We start from the raw sequence: 23,046 nt of genomic DNA on the forward strand, positions 1-23,046 counted from the left end.
CATCTTTGTCTTTTCTTCAATACTTACTTTTGACTTTTGTGACATAGAAGTGCCCCCTCCATGATTGACAGTGTTTTATTTCACTGTCTCTCATAGAGGGAGCATATCAAATAAAACTACATCAGGGGGTATTGCAATGAGTACACGAACATATACACATGTACAGGAACTATTGCCTATAATTGAGGGAATGATTCAAGATGGGAAAACACAGAGGGAAATAGCCGAACACTTTGGATTCAAAAACAAAGACGTAGTGAAATATTTGCTGAAGCGGCAATGCCGTAAACAAAGAAGGGCGGAAGCCGGTATCCTTCCGCGACCAAAGGGACGGCCGAGAAAAGGAACTATCTCCAGAGACCTTGTTGCAGAGCAGGCCTGTGAGATCCGGCGGCTACGTATGGAGAACGAGTTGCTACGGGATTTTCTGCGATCCACAGAAAGGAAGTGAGAGCAAAGGCAAAGTATGCAGTAATTTACCGTTACCGAGAGAAGTATCCTGTGCTTGTTATGTGCAAATTCTTTTCAGTGTCCAAAAGCGGCTATTACAACTTTGTAAAACGGATGCGACGACCGGAAAAGGATGCTACTCTTGCTGAAATCATTCGGCAGCAGCAGGACAAATGCTTTCATACCTATGGCTATCGGCGGATGTGGCTGTGGCTGAGAACCAGCAAAGGTATTTACTGCAATCCCAAAACCATCCTGCGTGTCATGAAGAAATATGGCTTATTAGCCGAGATTCGTCGCCGCAGAAAGTGGCAGCAGATGGGCCAGCAGTTGCACAAATATAAGAATCTTCTTAACCGGAATTTTCACGCCGAAGCGCCGAACCGCAAATGGGTGACCGACATCTTCTATATCCAGACCGAGCAAGGTGTGCCGTACCTGTCTATGATGCGAGATCTGTACGACAACAGCATTGTGGCCTACAAGTCGGAACGCGGCAGACTGTGAATCTGGTACTGGATACTATCCGCCAAGCAGTGCACCTACAAAAGAAGAAGGTCGCCGCAGAGTTGCAGCTCGACAGCGACCAAGGCTTTCAATACACATCTCAGGCATATTTCCAGCTGACTAAACAATACGGCATTACACCTTTGATGTCAAGACGTGGGAACCCGTATGACAATGCAATGGCAGAAAATTTCTTTTCCATCCTCAAAACAGAGTTCATTTACCAGCACAAGCCCGCTGCCTTTTCGAAACCAATGAGATGATTGACCGCTATATCCACTTTTACAACCATGAGCGTATCCAGCTAAAGACTGGAGAGGCGCCGCTGGCGCGACGCCTCTCCGCTTAAACTCAATCTTTCCTACCAGAGCTCTTTTGTACTGTCCGCACAATCTGGAGCAGTTTAATACCCATAGTGCCTTCTATACACTTTTCGTTTTATTTCATGCTGCCTTTTGTGCCCCAGTTGGCAAACTCACTATACGTCAGATAGATACTATCATTCGAAAGTCCGGTTGTTTGCTGAACTGCTTCAAATGCGGCTTCAGTAAACGCTTTTTGATTTGCAAACTCAGTTGAACCATAGCAGCGCACATCCAGAAATGCAAGTTCACGTTTTTCGCCCGCCAAATACATTGCATGTCCGTCTGCAATATCCACCATCAGTGCTTTTTCCGTTTTTCCCGGAATAACACTGATTTTTTCTCCCAAAGCAGACTTGAGCATATCTTTTTGCACATCTGATAATTTTTTCGAAGTAGAAATTCCGATATATGGCATGCTTTACACCTCATCTACTAACATTTTCTTTAATTATAGCACGACGTTCATCGCTGCACAAGATGGACAATTTATAAACGCTTTGTTAATTTTGTTCAAAAACCGTGCACAATTATCTGCTGGTGTGGTATGATATCAGCAGTGATTTCTATTGCCGAACGGATGTGTGCCTATGAATATAAAGTGTACGCAAAATATTTATAAAAGCGCCAACGGTGTATCTAATGTCACATATTATATCCTGGTGCCGGAAGAAACGGAACCACGTGGCATTGTGCAGCTTTCGCACGGCATGTGTGAGTATTTTTCCCGATACACTGCGTTCGCCAAATATCTGTGCAGCCTTGGCTTTATCGTCTGTGGCAATGACCATATTGGGCACGGTGCCTCGGTTGCTCGCTCCTCTGAGCTTGGCTTTTTTGCCACACGAGATGGATGGAAGTATCTGGTGCAAGATATCGAGCAGCTGACCGACTTGATGCAGCAGCGGTATCCATCTCTTCCCTACTTCCTGATTGGACATTCTATGGGTTCTCTAATTGCCCGCCTTTATTTAACCGAATATGGCGAGAAACTATCTGGCTGCGTCTTGATTGGCACTGCCGGTCCAACTGCCGCCGCAATCAGCGCCGCACATCTGGCGGATTCAATTGCCCGCTCCCGCGGCATGACATATCGCAGCGGCTTCCTGTCCTCCTTGACATTCAAAGGCTATAATCGTAAAATCAAGCATCCACATACGGTGTTTGATTGGCTCAGCCGGGATGAAAATGTAGTATCGCTATATCAATCAGATGAAAAATGTAACTTCATTTTTACAGCAACCGGCTTTCGTGATTTATACACTTTGCTTGCCAAAGCTAATTCTGCTCATACTTTTCGCCGCACTCCCCGCGATTTGCCATTGCTTTTTCTATCTGGTGACAAGGATCCGGTAGGAAAATATGGAGAGGGTGTTCGTCGTGTTGTCAACCTCTACCGTGGTGCCGGGGTCAAAAATATTGAGGTCATCTTTTATAAGGATGCACGGCATGAGGTGCTCAATGAGCTTGGACGGTTGGAGGCATTTGGAGATATCTCTCGCTGGCTGGAGAATCAGCTTTTGACGCCGGCAGAAGCGAAGGAACAAGCAGTAAATTAAATCTTCTGTAGAGGCTATATCAAAAAATGCGCTGCATTTGCAGCGCATTTTTTATCAATTTATTATCTTCAAGATTTCACTGGGATGCGTCAGTCGTATATCTGCTGTCAGTTGCTCTGGCTCATGACAGCCCCATAACGCTAAGCCACTTTTGATACCAGCAGCACGCGCGCACTGCATATCGTATGGGCTGTCTCCAATAAAGATCGCCCGCTCCGCAGTTCCTCCCATCCGTTTGAGGCATTCAAACAGTTCATCCGGTGCAGGTTTCGGGTCTGCCACATCGTCTGAGCAGACAACAGCATCAAAAAACTCACTCAGTCCAAGTGGCTTTACCCCATGGATATATTGCGAACGATTGCGTGAAGTTGCAATTCCCAACTTGTTTCCTCCCTCTTTCAGGGCACGCAGTGTGTCTACAATTCCGTCATAAACCGTCACATGTTCTAAATGACGATACGCCTCTTGCTCCCAGCTATGCAACACAGCATCAAATTGTTCAGCCGGTACACCACAGTAAGTAAGCCCCTGCCAACCGGTCATACCAAATGCAGTTTGTATTCGCTCAGGCGATGGTGTGTATCCGTGTTCGTTCAACGCATAACCAAGCGCAGGTAAATATACCGGTGCAGAATCAATCAGCGTGCCATCGACGTCAAAAATAATGAAATTCATTTTTCTTCCTCCTAAATTCACACAAAAGCGGGCGGCAGAAACCGTCCGCTTCTATTCTATTTCTTACTTCGTCCACTGTGCTTTAGCAATTCCTTCGGCAAACACTTTGTGGAAGCCGCGAACATTGGCCTCAATATCGCCATTAAATACAGCGGAGCCGGCAACAATGACATCTGCACCTGCAGCAACAATATCCGCTGTGTTGGTAAGTTTGGCGCCACCATCAATTTCCAGTTCGCAGCTGTAGCCGTTCTTCTGGATTTCTGCGCGTGCCGCACAGATTTTATCCATACATTCGGGAATGAACCCCTGTCCACCAAAGCCTGGCTCTACGGTCATAATCAGAACCATGTCACAATGCGGCATCAAAGGGAATAGCACTTCCACCGGCGTTTTGGGTTTGATAACGCATGCAGCCTTGACACCCGCCGCGCGGATTGTCTTAAGTTGAGCAAGCGTGTCGCCATTCGACTCGTAATGTACGGTGATGATATCCGAGCCGGCTTTGATAAAATCATCTAAATATTGCTCCGGGTCAGTAATCATCAGATGTACATCAAGCACTTTATCGGTTGCTTTTCGCAGCGATTTGACAACTGGTGCTCCGATTGTAATATTCGGCACAAAATGTCCGTCCATCACATCCACATGCACATACTCTGCGCCTGCGTTAGTCGCAATTTTAATATCACGCGCCAAATTGGCAAAATCTGCCGAAAGAATGGACGGTGATAGTTTGATTTCCATGCTTGTTCCCCCTGTGACCACGAAGCCGCTCACGGCATATTTTGATGATAAGCGGGCTTTGCGCGGCCATGCGCCGCCACCGGCTTTTTCGAATACAGGGAGCGGCAGCGTCTTGCACCGCTCCCCTTTTGTTTCCATTATACCGCAATTTTTCACTTTTTCAATCTTTTTCCGTTCAGACACCGTGTATTTTTCTTGCACTCATAATAGAATGATAAAACTTCTTTATTTTTTCGTTGTTCAATTGAGACGTTTGTCAGCTTCAGCCATTTACCGTATGAGGAGGTGAAGAATAATGCCACCACAAAAGAGCCAGGAAGAACTGACTGCACTGTATCAGCGCAACTTAGATGCAGTTTACTGCTTATGTTATGTATACCTGAGAAACCATGCGGATACGGAGGACGCGGTGCAGTCTGCATATGCTGTCAATAAAAGCGACAGCAACCAAAACGATACGCTGGAGGTTAAACAGGTCATTGGCGACGGCAATCTGGTGTATCTGCTACTCAAATTTACTGCGCCTGAGGGTGTACGACTGAATCAGGATGACTACCGTTTCAGCGGTGCACTGCAAGCAGCGCAGCAAACGACCGCCGCCGGATTTTTCAAAATCACGGATGAAAACGAAAATGATAACAAAATTACGCTTATCATGTGTGAGCCCACACGAGAACCTGCCTTAGGAAAGTGTGCGGTTCTGGAACTATACGATTTGGAGGGCGCTAACAACGTGGAAAACTATCAAATAGTCCTGTCTCACAACTGGCGCATCTCCTTCCCACTAAATTTTGACGACTGTTCGATTGTATACCCTGTAAAACAGACTCTGTCAGCCGAGGGTTATGATATCACGTTGCAAAGCATTTCGGTATCCCCACTCTCAATCACGCTGCGCGCCAATAGTCCGTAGACACGTGAAATCATTCAGTCACTAGATGACAAGTACGCGCCCTATTCGGATGATTCGTCCCACTGGCTCCCTGTCACCATTCACTATGCCGATGGTGTCTTGGAAACTGCGCCCCGCAGCGGACGCATGGGACAGCTGTCAGAAATACATCACCTGACTGGCGATATTCTGAATATCATCGCCTTTGATAACCTGATTAACGACAAGGAGATTCAATCGATTGAAATTTGCGGCTATGAGATTCCGCTGGTACAGAATTAGAAAAGAAAAACGCTCGGTAGGGCACCCCCGCAAAAGGACAACAAAAAACCGATTTTGCGCATCAGTGAGAAAGGGTCTGCGGAAATCCGCAGGCCCTTCTTTTTGCGCACGTCAAAAAAAGACGCCGATAGCCAGTTGACTGTCCTCGCCCCTGCTATTTGAGAAGTGCTGCGAAAAACAATCTCTCGATGCTTCACAAAAACGACTTTCGAAAATTTGAATTTAGTTAGATTGCAGTAATGCAAATATTGTTGTGGCTTTTTCTATCCGCTTGTGGTATGTTGTCTTGCTACAAGGAGGTAGGATATATGCACGATACACTGAAACTGCTCTATGACAGATTTTACACGCCACTGCCCATGACGGAGGCTGAGCAGGAAATTGAAGATTGTCACAAGCAGCTCATCGAGCGATTGGAAAAACCAGAGAGAAAACTGGTGCTGCGGATCATGGATGCCCAGAATCTAATGACGGAGGAACGCTCCATGGACAGTTTCCTCTGTGGCTTTCACCTGGCTTTGGAAATAGCAAACGAATTGAATTACTATAAACAGAACAGGCAGCCATCGTCAGCTGAAGAAGCTGAGTCAGATGCCTGTTCTATATGATTGCAACAGGAAGCAGTAGGCATTCAGCACATCTCACCTATGCGACAAGGATAGCGTCAAGCCGCTGGAACGCCTGCGCTTTACGGGTCGGAAGCCATTCCGAGCGTTCCCGATCATAATAGCGAAATGCTGCCTCCCACGCAGATATTGCAAACACATCGCAATACGCCTTATTGGAGGAAAAGCCAACAGGCTGTCCACCAGGAAAATCATCATTGTTGACCAAAGAAGTAATACAATGGCCGCTCATTAACTCCGGGGATACCGGCGAAAGATGAATTCCTCCTACATTTGTACAGGAGAATGCCCATCCTTGCAGACGGAGAGCAGCTCCAGCTCCTCGTCACTGAGCAGACCCGCGTCGTGCAATTCATCCAGAAGTGCAGTATATTCCTGTTGTATCATGTTGGACGGGTCATACTTCTGACCAAGGCTCTTCCATTCCTCATCTGTCAACGCAGTGGAAAGGTCAAGCATAGGCTGGTCGTTCTCCGAGGAAAGCGCGTGAGCGTTCTAAAAAGCATTGGAGAAATACGCCTGCATGGCAGCTCGATCCTCCGGACTGCTGCACACTATAAAGCTGGCGTTTGGCGTGGTTCCGGTCGTGATATCCGCCCAACTGACGGTGGAAATGTCGGACGCTTGCGGTGACGCTGTCCCTTTGAGAGAATTGCCAACCGACTTTGAGGTGTATGCCGGATGCTTGGCTGATGCCGATGGGACTCCACGAGTCATAGAAATACTTCATCCTTTTACAGACTGTGTGATATCGTAACCTGTATAACTTAACTGTCTGTTCTGCCAGCAATCAGGGCCATTATACGGTCTGGATTCGCTCGTTCTTGACGCGGTCAATGGTCAGTTGAATACTGCTTAAATCCATCATCAAAGGCGATGTAGTTGCCCCGCTCCCTGTGGCCCTTCTCACCGCGTTCATTTGGTTTAGGATCTCCAGCACTTTGGAATAGGCGCCTTGCCTGATTTGCAAACTGCTGTCAGGCACTGCCCACTGGGACATGATCTGCGCAAACTGAAGTGCGTTTCCACCCACATCACGCAGGGAACGGGACACTGGAGCCCATACCGGAAGATGAGGTCCAGATATAGGCAGGCTCAAAATACCCCGGCACAATCGTGATACGGGACATTCCCAAGTCACTGGTTTCCAATCGGCTCAGGACGCCTTTTTTCTCCAAGTATCGGATGAATTCGTCATACTCCGTTTGTGACATGTTTTGCGGATCATACTTTTCCACAAGCGCTTGGATTTCCGCCTCTGACAGCGTTTGATTGCCCAACTCAGGCGGATTCCCTTGTACTTGCTCGACCTGTTTTTGAAATTTTTCCATGAGAGCCGTGTAGTTATAAGTACCAACCTCCGCTTTTTGGGTCGTGGGATTCAACCAAATGCAGGGCAAATAAATCGCCTCAGCTCCCCCTGTCACATTCACACAAACATCTCCTTCACAAACAATACGCTGTTCAAGACAAAACCGTTACGCCTTTACATCAATTCCCCGCTGGTATTCCTCCAAAATGCTGGTATCGAATGCCTGCCCCGGCTGCCAGCCGGGAACACGGGATTTGACAAAGGCATTGATTTTGTCCACTTCATCAAAGTGGATCTGGTCTATTGTGTAGGCCGCATCCCTCCGGTCTTTGGCAGGGATGGACATTAGATAGCTATGCACCATTTCTCCATATTCATTGCCTGTCCCAGTCATGCCATAGCGGTACTTCATATTCTCAAATACTCTGTCTCGCACTTTCTGTTCGATCTCCTTGGATACAGGGATGGTATGAAAGTCTGCTGCGGTCATCCCGGTAATGTCCATCCCGTCATCCGGCGTATCAGGATGTGCGACCGCAGCACCGTTTGGATACGCCGGCTGTGCGACCTTACGACTATACTGGTCTGCATTCATCATCATACGGGCCATATCTGTGATCGTCATTTTATAACACCCCTTCCGGAAAATCGGTTATCAGGTTATTCACATCATTTGCTTTCCGTCCAGGGATCATAATTTTCCCAGAACTCGAAGTCTGCATCAGTCCAACCCTCCGGTTTGGCAATCAGATTCCACTCGTGATTGGCAAAGTGGTCTTTTTATTGATCGAACAATACTTTGAAAAGTTCAGGCTTATTATGCATCCAATCGGTATAGAGAGAAGTAAAACTTTCCTTTACAAAGCGCTGGCTCTCAAAATAGTCCATCCCAGATCCATTGATGGATGATTTCAACTGCTCGACGAAAGCGTTCCATTCTTTGGTCATTTGTCTAATTGCTTGATAGTGTTTTCCTTCTGGGGAAAGAGATATAACTATTTCCTTTGTGTGTCCCTCCCAGATGTCTACATTGCGCTGTGCAGCATCTTCTGGAAGGGAGAAATTGAAACTTCCATCCGCATACTGCATTTGGGAGATTTCTCTTTTTTCGATTTCAGTCCCTGTACCGTGCGGAACGGCATCCGTCTGCCTTGCCTCGTTCTGGACTCCGCCGGGGACCATCTTGTCGTCCAGACTCACCGCCTTACTTAAATCCACCCGATCAAAATTCGGCGGGGAAAATTGAATTTTCTCCCCAACCGTGGTCGGCTCCGCCTGCTGGCCCGATGGCTTGATATTGGTTACCCAGCCGCTGTTTACCAGAGCGTCGGGCAGGCGCATAGCTCCGGTGTCAGAAATAATCAAAGACATTTCGTTGTGCCTCCTTTACGCTTTTACATCAACGCTCCGCTGGTGTTTCTCTAAAATGCTGATATCAAATGCCTGCTCCGGCTGCCAGGGGAGGAGCGCCGCCCTGTCGCCCTCCTTCTGCTCTGTGCTCTCCGACCCCTGCCCAGCTTTGCAGGCGGGCTGCATCCGCTGGACGGCGGCCAGCACAGCAAGCCCGGAGGAATCTTTTTGGGCAAACCGGGCGAGCGCCTGCGTCCGCACCTGCTCGTACACCTGCTCGGCTTCCTCCTGGGTGTCACAGGTGCGGAGCTGTTCCTCGACCATTTCGATCTCCTGCTGGATCCGCTCCGCCTTGGCCGCGGCTTCCGGGTAATGCTGGCGCAGAAAGCGCATTTCCGCCGTAGTCAGTCGCCTGCCTGTGTACATCTTGCGGATGATCTCCTCGTACTTCCGATAGCGTGCCCGGCTCTCCTCCGTCTCCCGGACCTCCTCTTCGGGAAAGAGGGACGTGGCCGTCAGCTCCATTTTACGCTTTTCCCCCATTGGAAGAGCCTGCTTTTGGAGACTGAAAGGGTGACTGCCGCCAATACCATTCATGGCCATAGAAGGAACCTCCTTACCTTAATGGTTTTGTGGCCACTGTAAGCTCGGGCCATTCACATCAGCGGAAATTGCCGGTCTTTTGCAGTTATGCACGGATATCCAGGGCAGCCGTGTCAGCAGGAGCCTGTCCCTGGGCAGCAGTCTTCATTTCCGTACGGGCTTCCCGAAATGCCAGCATATAAATATCGCCTGTTTCGTTGATGAAAATAGACTCCGCTTTTGTCGGAATAATTGTCCATCCGCCGCCAAAGCTGTTGTAACTTGCCAGAATTTCACCCTCCGGGGAATATATCTCAGCAGTTTGACCAATAGAATCGCCTTGGACTTTCGCTGAGCAATTTCCCATAAGGCGCTCTAAATACACCTTGATTCGTTCCTGTTCCTGTGCCAATCCCTTCATCACGGAATTTACCTGAGCCATTGGACCAGAGCGGTCCGGAGATACGTATTTCTTCATTTGAGCATCTCTGAGCTGGAGATAGCCCTGATCCATACAAACCCCCTTTTCCGCATCCTCTCGGGCCAGCGTTTGAATCTGCTTTACAAAGCCGTCTGCGATCGCGTTCCTAACGGCCTTTTTTGCCGATGTTTGGATGTTCGACGCGCCACCCAGCTTGGCCGTATTGCTGGCTCCCAAGCCGCCAATTTGCATGGATACTCCCTCCCAACATCAATAATATAAACTTTGTGTTAAACCATAAAATCCATACTGCGGGAGACCGTCGGGAAACGGTCAAAATACCCCTTTGGATAGATCTGTAAATTAGACAAAAATTGATTCAGTAAGCTGGCCTTGTCCGTATTTTTATCGGAAAAGGACAACAAGCCTAACACATTCCGAAGGTCATCCTTGGAATGATCAAAAACAACGTCTGTGCTGAGACGATGCTCTATGCCATCTTCGTCTGTGTAGGAAACCCATGTTTGTGCCTTGGAAGGATCTGTAGGATCAAACTCATCGGTGGTGTAATCAACAAAGATTTTGTTCCCGTTTTTGTCTATCGACGAAAAAGAGGTAAGCCTGATGCTGTTGTACGGATCTCCACCGGATTCATAAAACCACTTGAAATTTTCCGGGGGCGCAACATCGGGGTCGATGATATAGTGATAATCAGATGCAACAAATGGATCGCCGCTTAAAGCGGTGTTGAAATTGTATAGATTGGTTTTGCCCTGTGCCATGTAGTCTGGAACCTCAAAAGTAGAGCCGTACTCCTGCGACACATTCTGAGCACCTTCCGTAATAGCAGAGATTGCCGATTCACTGGCATAATAATAGTCGGAATTGTAATAGGCCCAGTTACGCTGCACATTCATGTCCCCGGTGATATACTGCTCTCCCTCGGCGTTGTTGCGCTGGGCGGCAGCCGACAAAATTTTTCCCCGGAAGGCATTGTAAAAATTGGTTGCCGCTTCTTTCAGCGATGCGGTCAGAGGCCCTGTTGGATTTTCCATGGAGCCAAAAAGTTCTTTCTTCAGCAGTTTCTCATACTCGGCCTGCAACTCCGATTCCGACACGGTGCCATCAAAGAACTGATTGATACAATCATCCATCGGGCTGGTCTGTGTTGCCTGGTCCCCCTCCAGATAGGCTCTCGCCGCCTCTGCCAGTTCTGAGGAGGCGCATGTGGATTTTACCGAAACAAAGGAATCCACGTCGACCGTGTCCTTGGGAACCTTCGTCAGATCTTTGGTAATGCACGGAAAGCTGCCATAATTATTTTTCAGATGCGGATAGCTGGAAATGTTAATCTTGCCCATCTTTCCCCACTCCTCGTTACTGCGATAGGTACTGCCACCGGAACAAATACCCTTTATTATTTTATCGACCATCCGGCGAGGAAAATTTAGATTGTTCTCCCGCCATGATGAGAAGAAATGTGTGAAAGGTTTCCGTAAGGCTGGAAAATTCCAAATAAAGTCCTCCAAAATCATTGCCAAACTGCCACGCCTCCCGGGGCGTAGCGTTTTCGCTGTCTGGCACACTGCACCAGGCGCATAAGCCCCGCATGGAATAGTCGATGCGTTCCAGGGGCGCTTCGGTGGGGCTGCCATGCTCATTATGAAACAGGAATCCTCTGGCCAGGATGGCCAGCACCCGATTGAGTCCCTCAAAATCCAGGATGGTGTCGAAAGTAAAGCGGCCCAGATAGGTGGTGTCCTGCTTGTTCCGGGCGGTGTAGGTCACCGCGCCGGTGTAGTCCTGAAATTCCTTCCAAATATCATGAGACAGATGTCTGCGCAGATAGGCCACATAGGTCTCGCAGGTTTTGGCATACGTGATGATGCCCGGTTTGAGGCGGACGGGTGGGCCTTCCGCTCGTCGGTGTATCTGAGTGTGTGACCATTCTTTGTGCGGTGAGGCAGCAAATCATGCTCCGCTGCGCAAGGCTTCGCCGCCCCTGGCGGCGGTGAAACGCCCGCCCTTCAGGGCGGGCGTTTCACGCAAGCATAGCGTTTTGATGTCAAAACGCGCTTGCAGGGGAAAACCCCTGACCCCAATGCCGCCTGCGGGCGGAACTTTCCGGCAAGGTTGCCGAAAAGTTTTCGGAAGATTTTCCACGCAAGATCGGGTTTGACAAAATTGTCAAACCCGATCTCATTGGAACATTTGGCAATTCCGGCGGCAGTTCATTGCGCTGAAAATCGGGTTCGGAAACCTTGCCGGACCCGATTTTCACCTGCATCAGGGTGTCGTTTTTTCAATAAACTGTCTACATGATTGGGTACATTATAATCCGTACAAGGGTGTCCATGTTAGCACCCTGGAGGTCAAGAAATCCAGGGCAGGGTGCATCATGAGACCCCCATTTTTCTTTTTTAATGCGGACACAGACTGTCCGCATTATCTGTTAGGATGGGTGCGAGAACCGGGGATGGCCCTGGAGCCGTCTCCCGAGAGGAGGAGCAACATGAACACACAAACACACCGCACCTGCATCCGGATGAGCCAGGAGGAATACGACCTGCTGAAAAAGAAAAGCAGGGCTGCCGGACTGTCCGCCAACGCCTGGCTGATGAGAGAGCTGGAGCGAAACCGCCCTATACTCTACCGGGAGAAAGAGACGAGAGCGGCCATCGCCTTTGCGGATGAGGCTGGCCGGGACATCAACGCCGTGGCCAGGGTATTCAACAGCGGCTGCGGCACCGCCCAGCAGCTGGGCTTTTCCGTCCGCCGCCTGGCCCAGGTGGTGGAGCAATTCCGGCAGGTGCGAAAGCTGGGGTACCCCTATGCGGTATAAACACAAGCCACGCCCACCTATGCGGGACAACAGCTGTTCTCTGTCCGTCCGCATGACGGATGAGCAGTACCAGCGGCTGTGCCGCTATCTGGCCATCACCAGACTGCCGGTCACAACTTATTTCCGCAAGCTGATCAAGGAAACCACGATCCACGCCCGAATGCCCAGGCAGAAGATAGACCCGCATCCCGCCGTAAACCATATCTACTCCAACATCCGGCAGATCGCCCGCTGCCCAAGGGCCAGAGAACTTGCCCCGGAGCAGATCGCGCAGCTGGAGTTTCTGGCAGACAAGCTCTGTGAGGAGTGCTTCCTTCTCTCCACCCAGCAATAGCCCCCTGTAAGGCCATAGGAGGCCCCGTGTGGCCGCGCACCCCCCCAGGAGGGGTAGGTAGGCCACTAGGGAGAAACTGGGCGCTTTCAGCCGAATCGTCAGGAGCGTCACTTTAGGAAGGTCTGACAATGTTGTCAAACCTTTCTGGCCAAAGCATGGAAACGTTAAATGTGCCGCTGGGGCAAAAAATCGAATATTGCCAAAAGCGATACGCAAGAAAGTTCAAATATGTCATAAAAGCAAAAGACCGTTTTTGACGAAATCACCAAAAGCGCTGCCCAGGAAGGTTTGGCAAGGTTGCCAAACCTTCCTGGGCAGAGATGGAGGAAACGAAAATGTCAGAAGAAGCGAAAGATGATGTTCGACAGGTAACCGTGGAACGCCTTCAGCGCTCCCATGGGCGACTCATCCAGGTGGTGTCCGTGTTCCCGGTACAGGGCAGCGCCACCCCGGAGGATAAGCTGAAAGCCCTCATCGACCTGAACGCGCAGCAGGGAAAGCTGTGCGCCTAAAGGACTGGACATTCCCCAGGCTTTGGGGTATTGTGTAGGCGCGATGCGCTGAAACGGTTTGACGAGAAAAAAGGAGGGCTGTATGAAACAGTCAAACCAGAATGAGATCACCGCCCTGTACTGCCGTCTTAGCCAGGATGACGGGGCGGACGGAGAGTCCAACAGCATCCAGAACCAGCGGAATATCCTGGAGCGGTACGCACGGGAGCACCGCTTCCCCAACCCCCGCTTTTATGTGGATGATGGCTATTCCGGGGGCAGCTTCAACCGCCCCGGCTTCCAGCAGATGATGACGGACATGGAAAACGGGAAGATCCGCACCATCATCACCAAGGACCTGTCCCGGCTGGGACGCAACCAGCTCCACACGGGGCTTTACATCGAGGAGCGGTTTCCCATGTTCGGCGTCCGCTACATCGCCATCAACGACAATGTGGACACCAACCGGAGTGAGAGCACGGAGCTGATGCCCTTCAAGAATCTCTTTAACGAGTGGTTTATCCGGGACACCAGCCGGAAGATCCGGGCGGTACAGCGGGCCAAGGCGGAGCGTGGGGAGCGGCTGGGCACCAGAGCGCCCTACGGCTACCGCAAGGACGAGCAGGACCGCAAGAAGCTGGTGGTGGACGAGGAGGCCGCTGCCGTGGTGCGGCGTATCTTCGCCCTGTGCGCCGCCGGGCAGGGCCCCAGCCAGATCGCCCGGCTGCTGAAGCGGGAACAGGTGCTGTGCCCCACGACCTACGCCTATGAGCGACACGGGATCACGCACACCAGTCTGGACGCAGAAAACCCCTATCACTGGACCAGCAGCACCGTGGCCAACATGCTGGAGAACGAGATCTACCTTGGCAACACCATCAACCTCCGGTACAGCACTCGTTCCTACAAGGACAAGCGAAAAGTGGAACATCCCAGGGAGGAATGCATGGTGCTGGAAAACACCCACCCCGCCCTGGTAAGCCGGGAGGTATGGGATATCGTCCAGCGGGTGCGCCAACACAAGCGGCGGCGCACCAACATGGATGAACAGAACAAGTATTCCGGGCTGGTGGTGTGCGCCGACTGCGGGAGCACCATGGTGCTCCACCGCGCCCATACCATGAGCCGGTCCTACAACCACTTCACCTGCCGGACCTATAAGAAGGACGGCACCCTCTGCACCGCCCACTATATCCGGGAGTGTGTACTGGATGACGTGGTTCTGGAGGATCTGCGGCGGGTAACAGCAATAGCCAGGGAACAAACCCAGGAGTTTGCCGCATACATCGGCAGCAGGCAGTCCGCGGAGATCCGAAAAGAGATGCGTGGGCTGGAACGGGAACTGGCCGCTTTGAAGAAGCGGAGCAAGGAACTGGACAGCATCTTCAAGCGCCTTTATGAGGACAGTGTTCTGGGGCGGATCACAGCGGAGCAGTTCCAGACGCTCTCCGGCAGCTATACCCAGGAGATGGAAGCGCTGAATAAGACCATCCCAGAGAAGGAAACTGCCATCCAGAAGCTACGAGAGCAGGTGTCCAGCACAGACCACTTTATCTCCCTGGCAAAGCGGTATACGGACATTCAGAAGCTGACGCCGGAGCTGCTGCGGCTGTTCATTCAAAAGATCGTGGTCCACGAAAAGGACGTGAAGTGGAGCAAGCACGCCCAGCAGACAGTGGAGATTCACTACAATGACATTGGCTGTGTGGAACTCACCCAGCCGGAAGGTCAGTCCACCACCAAGGGTGCGTGAGACAAAAAGAAGTCCCCGGCAGATACTGCCGTAGCAATATCTGCCGGGGTTTCAGACGCCTGCAAAGTTACCCCTGTCAGGGGGCACCATAATCCGGGCGTTTTTCTTCTGTCTGACAGTCCACGCAAAGAATATACAGAGAACCGTTTGAATCCCCCAATATTTTGTTGCCCTCACCGATTGATTTATGACCGCGAAACAGGTAGAATAAAGATATCTTTTATCTGATGAAGGAGAGGACACGATATATGAGCGTCAATCGTTGTTATTCCGAAAAAAAGCCCGGCTTTGACGTCGAAGCACGCAGCCTGTTTTCCAGTCTGCACGATCTGCTTGATGTCAAAAGTCTGACTCATGTGCGGTATCTTTGCCGCTATGATACCGAGGGGCTGGCCCCTGAAGCCTATGAAAAAGCCAAGGGTATCGTTTTTTCCGAGCCGATGGCGGACATATGCTATGATGAAGACTTTCCCCGCCCTTCGGGTGCCCACGCTGTGCTTGCAGTCGAGCCGCTGCCCGGCCAATTTGACCAGCGTGCGGACTCGTGCGCGCAGTGTATCCAACTGCTGACCGGTGGTGAGCGCCCCGCAGTAGCCGCAGCAAAAATTTATGTACTGGAAGGCGAACTATCAGATGCCGACATGGATAAGATTCGCGGCTACCTAATTAACCCTGTTGAGTCCCGAGAGGCATCCATGGACAAGCCTGCCACCCTTAAGGTCGACTATGCGATTCCAACGACAGTGGCATCAGTCTCAGGCTTCATCCATATGGATGAGGCGGCATTGAGCGACCTGATGACCGGTATGGGACTTGCAATGGATTTGGATGACCTCAAGTTTCTGCAGGCATACTTCCGAGATGAGGAAAAGCGCGACCCGACTATCACCGAGGTACGCATGGTGGACACTTATTGGTCGGATCATTGCCGCCATACTACCTTCCTAACCGAGATTGACGGCACGAAGATCGATGACCCAATGGTACAGGATGCGTTTGACCGCTACCTTGCGGCACGTGTCGAGGTCTATGGCGAGAAAAAAGCATCCAAACGACCTGTGACGCTCATGGATATTGCAACCGCGGGTGCAAAGGTGCTGAAAAAACGCGGTTATCTCAAAAACATTGACGAATCGGAGGAAATAAACGCCTGCTCGATCAAGGTAAAGGCGCTGATTGACGGACATTATGAAGACTGGCTTCTGATGTTTAAAAACGAGACGCATAACCATCCGACTGAGATCGAACCGTTCGGCGGCGCGGCCACCTGCCTTGGCGGTGCGATCCGAGATCCTCTCTCCGGCCGCAGCTACGTTTATCAGGCAATGCGTGTAACTGGCGCGGGCGATCCGACTGTTCCGTTGAGCGAAACGCTTGAACATAAACTGCCGCAGCGCAAACTTTGCCAGACTGCTGCAGCGGGTTATTCGTCCTATGGTAACCAGATCGGCCTTGCCACCGGTCTGGTACACGAAATCTATCACCCGGGTTATGTTGCCAAGCGCATGGAGATCGGCGCAGTCGTCGGCGCTGCCCCGCTCGAGAATGTTATTCGCGAAGTCCCCGAACCCGGCGACATTGTTATTTTGCTCGGCGGTAAGACGGGCCGCGATGGCTGCGGCGGTGCAACCGGATCTTCTAAGAAGCACACCGAGGCTTCGCTCGAAACCTGCGGTGCGGAGGTACAGAAGGGTAATCCACCTGAAGAACGCAAGATCCAGCGCCTGTTCCGGGATGGAAACGTCACTCGCATGATTCGCCGCTGCAACGACTTCGGTGCGGGCGGCGTATCAGTCGCCATCGGCGAGTTGGCTGACGGTTTGGACATCAATCTGGATGCTGTCCCCAAGAAGTACGACGGTTTGGACGGCACCGAGCTTGCCATTTCGGAGTCGCAGGAGCGTATGGCAGTTGTTGTGCGCGCAAAGGATGCGGACGCATTCATCACTGCCGCAGCCAAAGAAAATATCGAAGCGGTTGTTGTGGCAACGGTCACAGACAAAAATCGCCTGTGCATGACGTGGAACGGCAACACAATCGTAGACATTTCGCGCGACTTCCTCAATACCAACGGTTGTGCAAAGCATGTCACGGCAGAAGTCACTTCCCTGTCCGCACCATCCATTATCTGTGCACCGGAAGGCAAAACCGAGAAGGAAAAGCTTCTTAATCACGCCTCCACGCTCGGTATCTGCTTGGAGCGCGGCTTGGTGGAACGGTTCGATGGATCGATTGGCGCAAATTCCGTATTTATGCCGTTTGGCGGAAAGTACCAACTCACCCCAACGCAGGTTATGGCGGCCACCCTGCCTGCACAGGACGGCCAGTGCGAGACTGCGTCTGTGATGGCGTTTGGGTTTGATCCCTATTATACCGAACAAAATCCGTTCCTCGGTGCGTCGGCTGCGGTCATCGAGTCGGTCGCCAAGCTCGTTGCGGCAGGCTGTGACTTTGAGACCGCATACCTGACCTTTCAGGAATACTTTGAGCGTCTGGGTAAGGATCCGAAGCGTTTCGGTAAGCCGCTGTCTGCTTTGCTGGGTGCATATATCGCGCAGGAGGAGCTTTGTCTCGGCGCGATCGGCGGCAAGGACTCAATGAGCGGATCATTTGACGATATGGACGTCCCTCCGACGCTGGCTTCTTTCGCCATCGCCCCTCAGGATGCGTCCCGCCTGATTTCTCCTGAGTTTAAAGCTGCAAACCATCCGGTTTACTTCTTTGACGCACCATATTTTCAGGACGGCTCAGCCGACTATCAGACAATGAAACACGTTTGGAACGAGGTCGCGAACCTAATTGCATCCGGCAAAGCCATATCCGCATGGGCGCTGTCTGTCGGCGGCATTGCCGAGGGCGTGTGCAAGATGGCGCTCGGCAACAAGATCGGTTTTGCGTTTGACGACTCCTTCCCTATCGAAGCACTGTACCTTAAGAATTTCGGCGGTATCCTAATCGAAGCGGTGCAAGAACTTCCCGCATACTGGCTGGTTGGCCGCACAACCGCAGATGAAGCAATCACCATCGCAGGCGAGTCTGTCACGCTGGACGAGTTAATCTATGCGTTTGAAAACCGTCTGGAAGGCGTATTCCCGACCAGGGCTTCAGCTACAGACGAACATTTGACAACAGTTGCTTACACTGAGCGCTGCACCAAGGCGCCCGCAGTCAAGTCCATAAAGCCTCTGGCTGTCATTCCGGTATTCCCCGGTACCAACTGCGAATATGACACTGCGCGTGCCGTAGAAAACGCAGGCGGCGCGGCAGAAATTATTGTCGTGCGCAATTATTCTGCTGATGCTCTGGCACAAAGTGCGGAGCAGCTCGAAAACGCCATCCGAAAAGCTCAGATGATTATTCTGCCGGGCGGCTTCTCGGGCGGCGACGAGCCGGATGGATCGGGCAAGTTCATCGCTTCGTTTCTGCGAGGCCCCGGCATCAAGGATGCCATCCATGAGCTGCTCCAGAAGCGTGACGGCCTGATGCTTGGCATCTGCAACGGTTTTCAGGCACTCATCAAGCTGGGACTTGTGCCCTATGGCGATATCTGTGACGAAATGACCAGTGATGACCCGACGTTGACCTTCAACCTGATTGGCCGCCACCAAAGCCGCTATGTAACCACGCGCGTCGCGTCGGTTAAGTCTCCTTGGCTGTCCTCTTGCAATGTCGGCGACCTACATTCGATTGCGATTTCTCATGGCGAAGGCCGCTTTGTCGCTCCGCAACATGTTATTGATGATCTGGCGAAGAACGGACAAATCTCCTTCCAGTACACTGATCTTGCAGGCAATCCGTCCATGGACATTGCCTGGAATCCAAACGGTTCTATGTGCGCCATTGAGGGAATAACCTCTCCCGATGGCCGTGTGCTGGGCAAAATGGGCCATACAGAGCGCTACAGTCTCTTTGTCGGCCGCAATATTTATGGAGAAAAATATCAACCGATTTTTGAAAACGGCGTGAAGTATTTTAAATAAATTCAGATGATACAAACAAAGCGACGGCACACAAATGCCGTCGCTTGTTGCTATCTCCCCTACCCCTATCCGCCACTCTACGCAACGTAGGTTGTCCTGTAATAAAAATCATGGTATTGTGCTGTATGAGAGGAGAGAATATATATGAACCATTATGTCACTGGCGCGGTTATCAAGCAGCTGCGCGAACAGAAACATCTGACACAAGCGCAGTTGGCTGAGAAATTATGCGTGAGCGATAAAGCGGTTTCCAAGTGGGAAACCGGAGTTTCACATAGTTAAAGATACCACACCAATCCCACGCTGACTTTTGCTCAACCGATACAGCCGGAGGGCTGGATAACAAGAAAAGGCGGTATGCGCCCCGTGGAGGGGTAGCGTACCGCCTTTTCTTGTGGGGGTTTCCAAAGGGGGCAACGCCCCATTTGGCACACGACTTTGCTTGCAAAGTGTAGTGTGTTATACCTGCTGGCTTGGCTGACGGGGGAAACGGGGTGCGGTGCTTTTTGCGCCCCGCTTGCTCCGTCAGGAAAACAGGCTGACTTTTTGTGAATGGGAATGAACAAAAAATCGGGCTGTTTTCAGAGAACGGCGGCAGGTATATGAAAGCCTCCGTCCCTCGTCCTACGCTCCGACTTGTGGACAAAATGTCCCGAAGTTGTGGCCACACTCCCGGAAAAGTAGCAGGACAGCGTGCAACCGTCAAGGCTGAAATGAACGGGTTTATACCCGGCCTTGACTGCCGCCCTCCGTCCCGCTGAACGGGCAGACAAGGCGGCCAATCCCTCAAAGTGCTTGGCCGCACTCTTTTTAATTTAGGAGCGTTCTCCCTTTCAAAATTGAAATGGGCGGGAAGCCATTTTGTGGCTTTCCCGCCTTGATTACCTTTTAGCAAAGACGGGCGGGGATGTCAACGGCGGCGCATGAAATGCGCCGTTCATCTTGACCGTTGACTGGCTCGGTTGGCTTTGCTATTTTTATTGAATCGCATATTGGTAAATTGCGTTGATATGTACTTGGGTGGTATTCACAATTGGAACATTAACATCTTCGGATTTTATGGCAAGTGGCAACTCAGTACAGCCGAGAATGAGTGCATCTACATTTTCTTTTGCAATATATTTATTTGCCAGTGCAATCATTTTCTCTTTATCGCTTGGAATTACTATACCATTCTCCAAATTGGGGTATATCAGTTTCCCTAATAGAGATATTTCTGCGTTAGATGGGATAACCGCTTTTATCCCGTTTGCTGTTAATGCTTTTTCATAAAGACCGCTACGCAAAGTTGATTCTGTTCCAAAAATAAGTGCTTTTTTGAAACGAAGCCGCTTAAGTTCCTTAATGGTTTCCTCGACAATGCTAATTACAGGTAGCGGGAAATTATTGCATATTCTATCCCACACAATATGTTCTGTATTTGCGGTAATAGCAGCAATCTCTGCACCAGCGGCTTTCAAATTGGAGAGACTGGAAAGTAAATATTCTCCTAAAACTGAATAGTCACTATTTTCGAGCGCCACATCGTGTTTAAGCATATTCACACTATCAATCACAATTTCTGGATATATGCTGTTATTTTGTTCATTCAAACTTTTTTGTATAAGTCCCAAATAATACTCTACTGTTGAAGCGGGGCCAATCCCTCCGACAAGTCCTATTTTCTTCATTTAGTTACCCCTAACATTGTATAAATCATTTGTTCTCAAAATTGAAATGGGCGGCAAGCCATTTTAGGGCTTTGCTATTCAGTCCACACCAGAAAGGCTCATGTATAAAAGCGGATAAGGATTGCCCTGTTCGTCAAGATCTGTCCTTTTGTAAACCTGAAAGCCCATGTGTTCATAAAAGCCCTTGGCCTGCGGATTCTGCTCATTCACAGCCACCCGCTCTACGGCATAGGTTTTAATCCCATATTGGAGCAGGCGCTTTCCGAGACCCTTTCCTCTTTCTTCCGGGGAAATGAACAGCATTTCCAATGTGCCGTCCTCTATCCCCATAAAAGCCACGGGGCAGCCCATATCATCTTCGGCAATCATCAAATGAGCAATTCCAATGAGCGCCTGCGGCACATATTCTTTTATCTTTTTGATTTCGCTGTCTGACAGAAACAGGTGTGTCGCTCTTACAGAACTTTCCCATACCGTCAGCAGCCGATTTATGAAATCCGGTGTCCTGTTTTTGGGTTCTACTTCAATGATTTTCATTTTTCCTTTGTGTATATCCGCTTTCTCATTTTCTCCCTCGCTGTGGGTTTGGATTTTTCAGCAAGTCCGACTTCTGTGCAATCCTTTTCAGCCATTTCTTTTCCTCGTCTGACAGCTTCCCATAATTCAGCTTGAGTCGCTTGCAGATAAAGGCCATCGCAGCCTGTTCCGGGTCGCTGTTTGGGCTGGCGGCTTCTTCGGCGGTCTGCAAGAAATCTTCCAGAGGATTGTCCTCCGGGACGCTGAAAAAATCGTCCTTGTGGGCTTCCCGCAGGTCAAGGGCTATCTTGTTTATATCCTGCTGTATCACATGGCGGCAAAAGCTGTCATCGTCAATGTGGGCGGCGATCAGCTGCCTTAACTGCGGGTCAGTCAGACCGGGATTGTGCTGCTTCATAATGGTTGCGCTCACAGCGTCCACAATGGCGTTTGCCCCCTGTACCTGCTTTGCCGCTATGCCGTTCACATAGATTTCAAGGTCAGCCATGAGCCGGGGAAAATCCGGGTGCGTCGCCAGTTCACACAGGAGGCCATTATCCACCAGCCCGCTTTTCAAAAATTCAATCATATCATCACTCAAACGCAGGTCTGCAAGATCGGCGTTTGGGTGATTTTTTGTTTCAGCGCGGCACAGCAGATAATCAACGGACACTTCGTAAAATTTCGCCAGCTGGATAAGGGCATAGTGGCTGATGTCCTTGAACTTGTCCCCCTCATAGCTGCCTAACGCAGACTTGGAGAGATGGGTTTCCTCCGCAAGCTGCTCCAGCGTCAGGCCACGCTCCACACGCAAGTCTTTTAGGCGTTCCTGTATAGATAGTTCCATGCTCTCCCTCCTTGTCTGCTCGATAAATGGGAATTTATATTTTTTTCTGTAAATAAATCATATCTGTTAGTTGAACCCCACCTTCAAAAATAGGGTGGTCATAGTTATCAATAAAAAAATTTTTAATGCTGTGTGAGCGGGCAAAACCACATTTTTCATAAAAAGGAACGGTCAACGGGCTATCCCCTGTACCAACTTGTAGTATCGAATACTTCCCTTTATATTTCGCAGCAACAAAGTCAATTAGTGCCTTGCCGTAACCTTTGCCCTGATATTCTGGCGCAGTTGCAATATTTTTAATTTCAAGAATGCCTTTGCCTTCGTCGGTTACTACACACTCGCATTTAACCCCATTATCGCCTAATACATACATCGTTCCTCTATCAATATATCGGTCTATCATGCTCTCTTGTTCGTCGGCTAACAGTAATAAGGGGAGAAATTGTTTTTTATTCTCTTTGATTTCTATAATTTCCATATCGGTATGTACTCCAAAATTATCGTTTATTGTTCTGCTTTTTCATTATACCACAATTCCGAGAGCGTGGAAACAGGCTGTTTTTTAGGCCGATTTCCCACCTTTCGGATATACGGGACTGGCGGTCATTTAGGTGTAGACTTAGATTAGTTCATCGATGGACAGCACCTTGAAAACCAAATGACCGTCCGAAAAGGAATACCCCGGCTGGGGAAGCACCGCAAGGAGCCGTACTTCTGGACACTTTGTCCAGAGGTCACTTCGGGACAAGTTGGCGCTGTTGACAAATCCCAGTTTATCCTCGTTTGGGTAAATAAAAAAGACGCCCACTGGCGTCATCCGGCGTATTTTATCATCCGTTTCAGGTTCA

General features: G+C 50.2%; 28 protein-coding genes and 1 pseudogene. 12 read left to right on the forward strand and 17 right to left on the reverse strand.

Annotation, left to right across the window (positions count from 1 at the left end):
* Positions 1-510: 510 nt before the first annotated feature.
* The gene (locus ACTQ3V_RS12940; protein ID WP_441467884.1) at positions 511-957 is read left to right on the forward strand and encodes an IS3 family transposase; all 447 of its coding nucleotides are present in this window, start codon (positions 511-513) and stop codon (positions 955-957) included.
* Positions 954-1,220 carry a DDE-type integrase/transposase/recombinase gene (locus tag ACTQ3V_RS12945; protein ID WP_441467885.1) on the forward strand — a complete coding sequence of 89 codons (267 nt, stop codon included), beginning with the start codon at positions 954-956 and terminating at the stop codon, positions 1,218-1,220. Before ACTQ3V_RS12940 ends, ACTQ3V_RS12945 begins: the two co-directional genes overlap by 4 nt.
* A gap of 175 nt (positions 1,221-1,395) precedes the next feature.
* Here the strand turns inward: ACTQ3V_RS12945 and ACTQ3V_RS12950 are convergent, their stop codons facing one another.
* The gene (locus ACTQ3V_RS12950) at positions 1,396-1,737 is read right to left on the reverse strand and encodes a phenylpyruvate tautomerase MIF-related protein (protein WP_441467886.1); all 342 of its coding nucleotides are present in this window, start codon (positions 1,735-1,737) and stop codon (positions 1,396-1,398) included.
* Positions 1,738-1,909: 172 nt separating this feature from the next.
* On the opposite strand from ACTQ3V_RS12950, the gene ACTQ3V_RS12955 reads away from it, so the two are divergent.
* Positions 1,910-2,878, forward strand: a complete 969-nt coding sequence (locus tag ACTQ3V_RS12955; RefSeq protein WP_441467887.1) for an alpha/beta fold hydrolase — start codon at positions 1,910-1,912, stop codon at positions 2,876-2,878.
* A 54-nt stretch (positions 2,879-2,932) separates the two neighbouring features.
* Here the strand turns inward: ACTQ3V_RS12955 and ACTQ3V_RS12960 are convergent, their stop codons facing one another.
* Both ACTQ3V_RS12960 and rpe read right to left on the reverse strand, forming a co-directional pair.
* Positions 2,933-3,553, reverse strand: a complete 621-nt coding sequence (locus ACTQ3V_RS12960) for an HAD family hydrolase (protein WP_441467888.1) — start codon at positions 3,551-3,553, stop codon at positions 2,933-2,935.
* Positions 3,554-3,616: 63 nt separating this feature from the next.
* Positions 3,617-4,483: a ribulose-phosphate 3-epimerase gene (gene rpe / locus ACTQ3V_RS12965; protein WP_441467889.1), complete on the reverse strand. Its 867-nt coding sequence runs from the start codon at positions 4,481-4,483 to the stop codon at positions 3,617-3,619.
* A gap of 112 nt (positions 4,484-4,595) precedes the next feature.
* On the opposite strand from rpe, the gene ACTQ3V_RS12970 reads away from it, so the two are divergent.
* The 3 genes from ACTQ3V_RS12970 (at position 4,596) to ACTQ3V_RS12980 (ending at position 6,082) form a co-directional block, all read left to right on the forward strand.
* Positions 4,596-5,213 (forward strand): RNA polymerase sigma factor, encoded by a 618-nt coding sequence (locus ACTQ3V_RS12970; RefSeq protein WP_441467890.1) that lies wholly within the window; start codon positions 4,596-4,598, stop codon positions 5,211-5,213.
* Positions 5,214-5,339: 126 nt separating this feature from the next.
* The gene (locus ACTQ3V_RS12975) at positions 5,340-5,474 is read left to right on the forward strand and encodes a hypothetical protein (protein WP_441467891.1); all 135 of its coding nucleotides are present in this window, start codon (positions 5,340-5,342) and stop codon (positions 5,472-5,474) included.
* A 308-nt stretch (positions 5,475-5,782) separates the two neighbouring features.
* Positions 5,783-6,082 (forward strand): DUF6809 family protein, encoded by a 300-nt coding sequence (locus ACTQ3V_RS12980; RefSeq protein WP_441467892.1) that lies wholly within the window; start codon positions 5,783-5,785, stop codon positions 6,080-6,082.
* A gap of 285 nt (positions 6,083-6,367) precedes the next feature.
* Here the strand turns inward: ACTQ3V_RS12980 and ACTQ3V_RS12985 are convergent, their stop codons facing one another.
* The 9 genes from ACTQ3V_RS12985 to ACTQ3V_RS13025 all read right to left on the reverse strand — a co-directional run bounded on the left by ACTQ3V_RS12985 (position 6,368) and on the right by ACTQ3V_RS13025 (position 11,619).
* Complete coding sequence (locus tag ACTQ3V_RS12985; protein WP_441467893.1) at positions 6,368-6,559, reverse strand: hypothetical protein; 192 nt, start codon at positions 6,557-6,559, stop codon at positions 6,368-6,370.
* Between the two features lie 36 nt (positions 6,560-6,595).
* On the reverse strand, positions 6,596-6,817 hold the full coding sequence (locus tag ACTQ3V_RS12990; RefSeq protein WP_441467894.1) for a hypothetical protein: 222 nt from the start codon (positions 6,815-6,817) through the stop codon (positions 6,596-6,598).
* A 317-nt stretch (positions 6,818-7,134) separates the two neighbouring features.
* Positions 7,135-7,533, reverse strand: a complete 399-nt coding sequence (locus tag ACTQ3V_RS12995) for a hypothetical protein (RefSeq protein WP_441467895.1) — start codon at positions 7,531-7,533, stop codon at positions 7,135-7,137.
* Positions 7,534-7,578: 45 nt separating this feature from the next.
* Positions 7,579-8,037 (reverse strand): DUF3879 family protein, encoded by a 459-nt coding sequence (locus ACTQ3V_RS13000; protein WP_441467896.1) that lies wholly within the window; start codon positions 8,035-8,037, stop codon positions 7,579-7,581.
* Between the two features lie 155 nt (positions 8,038-8,192).
* Complete coding sequence (locus ACTQ3V_RS13005) at positions 8,193-8,783, reverse strand: hypothetical protein (protein WP_441467897.1); 591 nt, start codon at positions 8,781-8,783, stop codon at positions 8,193-8,195.
* Between the two features lie 15 nt (positions 8,784-8,798).
* Complete coding sequence (locus tag ACTQ3V_RS13010) at positions 8,799-9,365, reverse strand: hypothetical protein (RefSeq protein ID WP_441467898.1); 567 nt, start codon at positions 9,363-9,365, stop codon at positions 8,799-8,801.
* Positions 9,366-9,450: 85 nt separating this feature from the next.
* The gene (locus tag ACTQ3V_RS13015; protein ID WP_441467899.1) at positions 9,451-10,017 is read right to left on the reverse strand and encodes a hypothetical protein; all 567 of its coding nucleotides are present in this window, start codon (positions 10,015-10,017) and stop codon (positions 9,451-9,453) included.
* Between the two features lie 38 nt (positions 10,018-10,055).
* Entirely contained in the window at positions 10,056-11,126 is a 1,071-nt protein-coding gene (locus ACTQ3V_RS13020) for a hypothetical protein (RefSeq protein ID WP_441467900.1), read from the reverse strand.
* Between the two features lie 61 nt (positions 11,127-11,187).
* Positions 11,188-11,619 (reverse strand): hypothetical protein, encoded by a 432-nt coding sequence (locus tag ACTQ3V_RS13025; protein ID WP_441467901.1) that lies wholly within the window; start codon positions 11,617-11,619, stop codon positions 11,188-11,190.
* Between the two features lie 658 nt (positions 11,620-12,277).
* Here ACTQ3V_RS13025 and ACTQ3V_RS13030 point away from each other — a divergent pair.
* From ACTQ3V_RS13030 to ACTQ3V_RS13055, 6 genes are all read left to right on the forward strand, one after another.
* Entirely contained in the window at positions 12,278-12,607 is a 330-nt protein-coding gene (locus tag ACTQ3V_RS13030; protein ID WP_204861039.1) for a plasmid mobilization protein, read from the forward strand.
* Positions 12,597-12,941, forward strand: coding sequence for a hypothetical protein (locus ACTQ3V_RS13035; RefSeq protein ID WP_140402184.1), 345 nt, complete (start codon positions 12,597-12,599; stop codon positions 12,939-12,941). The genes ACTQ3V_RS13030 and ACTQ3V_RS13035 overlap by 11 nt, the downstream gene beginning before the upstream one ends.
* A 335-nt stretch (positions 12,942-13,276) precedes the next feature.
* Complete coding sequence (locus ACTQ3V_RS13040) at positions 13,277-13,453, forward strand: hypothetical protein (protein ID WP_441467902.1); 177 nt, start codon at positions 13,277-13,279, stop codon at positions 13,451-13,453.
* 82 nt (positions 13,454-13,535) lie between these two features.
* Positions 13,536-15,185, forward strand: coding sequence for a recombinase family protein (locus ACTQ3V_RS13045; protein ID WP_441467903.1), 1,650 nt, complete (start codon positions 13,536-13,538; stop codon positions 15,183-15,185).
* 248 nt (positions 15,186-15,433) lie between these two features.
* The gene (locus tag ACTQ3V_RS13050) at positions 15,434-19,165 is read left to right on the forward strand and encodes a phosphoribosylformylglycinamidine synthase (protein ID WP_441467904.1); all 3,732 of its coding nucleotides are present in this window, start codon (positions 15,434-15,436) and stop codon (positions 19,163-19,165) included.
* Between the two features lie 144 nt (positions 19,166-19,309).
* The gene (locus ACTQ3V_RS13055) at positions 19,310-19,447 is read left to right on the forward strand and encodes a helix-turn-helix domain-containing protein (RefSeq protein WP_441467905.1); all 138 of its coding nucleotides are present in this window, start codon (positions 19,310-19,312) and stop codon (positions 19,445-19,447) included.
* A 695-nt stretch (positions 19,448-20,142) separates the two neighbouring features.
* Here ACTQ3V_RS13055 and ACTQ3V_RS13060 read toward each other — a convergent pair.
* The 5 genes and pseudogenes from ACTQ3V_RS13060 to ACTQ3V_RS13080 form a co-directional block, all read right to left on the reverse strand.
* Positions 20,143-20,835: an aspartate/glutamate racemase family protein gene (locus ACTQ3V_RS13060; RefSeq protein WP_257465777.1), complete on the reverse strand. Its 693-nt coding sequence runs from the start codon at positions 20,833-20,835 to the stop codon at positions 20,143-20,145.
* A gap of 78 nt (positions 20,836-20,913) precedes the next feature.
* Positions 20,914-21,372 (reverse strand): GNAT family N-acetyltransferase, encoded by a 459-nt coding sequence (locus ACTQ3V_RS13065; protein WP_373164794.1) that lies wholly within the window; start codon positions 21,370-21,372, stop codon positions 20,914-20,916.
* Between the two features lie 25 nt (positions 21,373-21,397).
* Positions 21,398-22,198 (reverse strand): helix-turn-helix domain-containing protein, encoded by an 801-nt coding sequence (locus tag ACTQ3V_RS13070; protein WP_373164793.1) that lies wholly within the window; start codon positions 22,196-22,198, stop codon positions 21,398-21,400.
* A 34-nt stretch (positions 22,199-22,232) separates the two neighbouring features.
* Positions 22,233-22,676, reverse strand: coding sequence for a GNAT family N-acetyltransferase (locus ACTQ3V_RS13075; RefSeq protein ID WP_106765242.1), 444 nt, complete (start codon positions 22,674-22,676; stop codon positions 22,233-22,235).
* Positions 22,677-22,817: 141 nt separating this feature from the next.
* A pseudogene (locus ACTQ3V_RS13080) lies at positions 22,818-23,046 on the reverse strand (hypothetical protein); the annotation flags it as partial.

Source organism: Candidatus Agathobaculum pullicola, from assembly GCF_052117205.1.
GTDB lineage: Bacteria > Bacillota > Clostridia > Oscillospirales > Butyricicoccaceae > Agathobaculum > Agathobaculum pullicola.

Coding starts and splice junctions, on each gene's coding strand:
- ACTQ3V_RS12940 (WP_441467884.1), top strand. CDS start 511: ATGTGCAAATTCTTTTCAGTGTCCAAAAGCGGCTATTACAACTTTGTA.
- ACTQ3V_RS12950 (WP_441467886.1), bottom strand. CDS start 1,737: ATGCCATATATCGGAATTTCTACTTCGAAAAAATTATCAGATGTGCAA.
- ACTQ3V_RS12955 (WP_441467887.1), top strand. CDS start 1,910: ATGAATATAAAGTGTACGCAAAATATTTATAAAAGCGCCAACGGTGTA.
- ACTQ3V_RS12960 (WP_441467888.1), bottom strand. CDS start 3,553: ATGAATTTCATTATTTTTGACGTCGATGGCACGCTGATTGATTCTGCA.
- ACTQ3V_RS12970 (WP_441467890.1), top strand. CDS start 4,596: ATGCCACCACAAAAGAGCCAGGAAGAACTGACTGCACTGTATCAGCGC.
- ACTQ3V_RS12975 (WP_441467891.1), top strand. CDS start 5,340: ATGGGACAGCTGTCAGAAATACATCACCTGACTGGCGATATTCTGAAT.
- ACTQ3V_RS12980 (WP_441467892.1), top strand. CDS start 5,783: ATGCACGATACACTGAAACTGCTCTATGACAGATTTTACACGCCACTG.
- ACTQ3V_RS12985 (WP_441467893.1), bottom strand. CDS start 6,559: ATGCTTGACCTTTCCACTGCGTTGACAGATGAGGAATGGAAGAGCCTT.
- ACTQ3V_RS12990 (WP_441467894.1), bottom strand. CDS start 6,817: ATGACTCGTGGAGTCCCATCGGCATCAGCCAAGCATCCGGCATACACC.
- ACTQ3V_RS13000 (WP_441467896.1), bottom strand. CDS start 8,037: ATGACGATCACAGATATGGCCCGTATGATGATGAATGCAGACCAGTAT.
- ACTQ3V_RS13005 (WP_441467897.1), bottom strand. CDS start 8,783: ATGTCTTTGATTATTTCTGACACCGGAGCTATGCGCCTGCCCGACGCT.
- ACTQ3V_RS13010 (WP_441467898.1), bottom strand. CDS start 9,365: ATGGCCATGAATGGTATTGGCGGCAGTCACCCTTTCAGTCTCCAAAAG.
- ACTQ3V_RS13015 (WP_441467899.1), bottom strand. CDS start 10,017: ATGCAAATTGGCGGCTTGGGAGCCAGCAATACGGCCAAGCTGGGTGGC.
- ACTQ3V_RS13020 (WP_441467900.1), bottom strand. CDS start 11,126: ATGGGCAAGATTAACATTTCCAGCTATCCGCATCTGAAAAATAATTAT.
- ACTQ3V_RS13030 (WP_204861039.1), top strand. CDS start 12,278: ATGAACACACAAACACACCGCACCTGCATCCGGATGAGCCAGGAGGAA.
- ACTQ3V_RS13035 (WP_140402184.1), top strand. CDS start 12,597: ATGCGGTATAAACACAAGCCACGCCCACCTATGCGGGACAACAGCTGT.
- ACTQ3V_RS13040 (WP_441467902.1), top strand. CDS start 13,277: ATGTCAGAAGAAGCGAAAGATGATGTTCGACAGGTAACCGTGGAACGC.
- ACTQ3V_RS13045 (WP_441467903.1), top strand. CDS start 13,536: ATGAAACAGTCAAACCAGAATGAGATCACCGCCCTGTACTGCCGTCTT.
- ACTQ3V_RS13050 (WP_441467904.1), top strand. CDS start 15,434: ATGAGCGTCAATCGTTGTTATTCCGAAAAAAAGCCCGGCTTTGACGTC.
- ACTQ3V_RS13055 (WP_441467905.1), top strand. CDS start 19,310: ATGAACCATTATGTCACTGGCGCGGTTATCAAGCAGCTGCGCGAACAG.
- ACTQ3V_RS13060 (WP_257465777.1), bottom strand. CDS start 20,835: ATGAAGAAAATAGGACTTGTCGGAGGGATTGGCCCCGCTTCAACAGTA.
- ACTQ3V_RS13065 (WP_373164794.1), bottom strand. CDS start 21,372: ATGAAAATCATTGAAGTAGAACCCAAAAACAGGACACCGGATTTCATA.
- ACTQ3V_RS13070 (WP_373164793.1), bottom strand. CDS start 22,198: ATGGAACTATCTATACAGGAACGCCTAAAAGACTTGCGTGTGGAGCGT.
- ACTQ3V_RS13075 (WP_106765242.1), bottom strand. CDS start 22,676: ATGGAAATTATAGAAATCAAAGAGAATAAAAAACAATTTCTCCCCTTA.